This is a genomic window from Salinimicrobium oceani, assembly GCF_012037645.1.
In genome coordinates this window covers 1-370 of sequence record NZ_JAAVJR010001037.1, presented here as the reverse complement: position 1 = coordinate 370, position 370 = coordinate 1, and the positions used below count along the sequence as shown (strand labels likewise).

General features: G+C 42.4%; 1 pseudogene. It reads left to right on the top strand.

The features are described 5' to 3' along the window. A pseudogene (locus HC175_RS20660) lies at nucleotides 1-370 on the top strand (glutamate-5-semialdehyde dehydrogenase); the annotation flags it as partial.

The window sequence follows — 370 nt, the reverse complement described above, 5'->3', positions numbered from 1 at the left end:
AAAATAACATCTCTAAAGATTGGGTAGAATACCTTCAGTTTGACAGAAAACAAACTCAGGAGTTTTTAGCCAATCCGGATCAAAGAGTAGATCTTGTTGTACCAAGAGGTGGCGAACGCCTGATCAAATTCGTCAAAGAAAATTCTTCGGCACAGGTCATCGTGCGCGGCCGCGGAAACAACTTCGTGTACATCCACGAAAACGCCGATACAGATATCGCGCTGGAGGTGATCCTAAACGGAAAAACCGGAAAGATCTCTGCCTGTAATGCGGTTGATAAGGTGCTTATAGATGCGAACCTTCCCAATAAGGAAGCATTTCTGAAACAACTTGAGCAAACACTTTCAGAAAATAATGTAGAAATTATTGC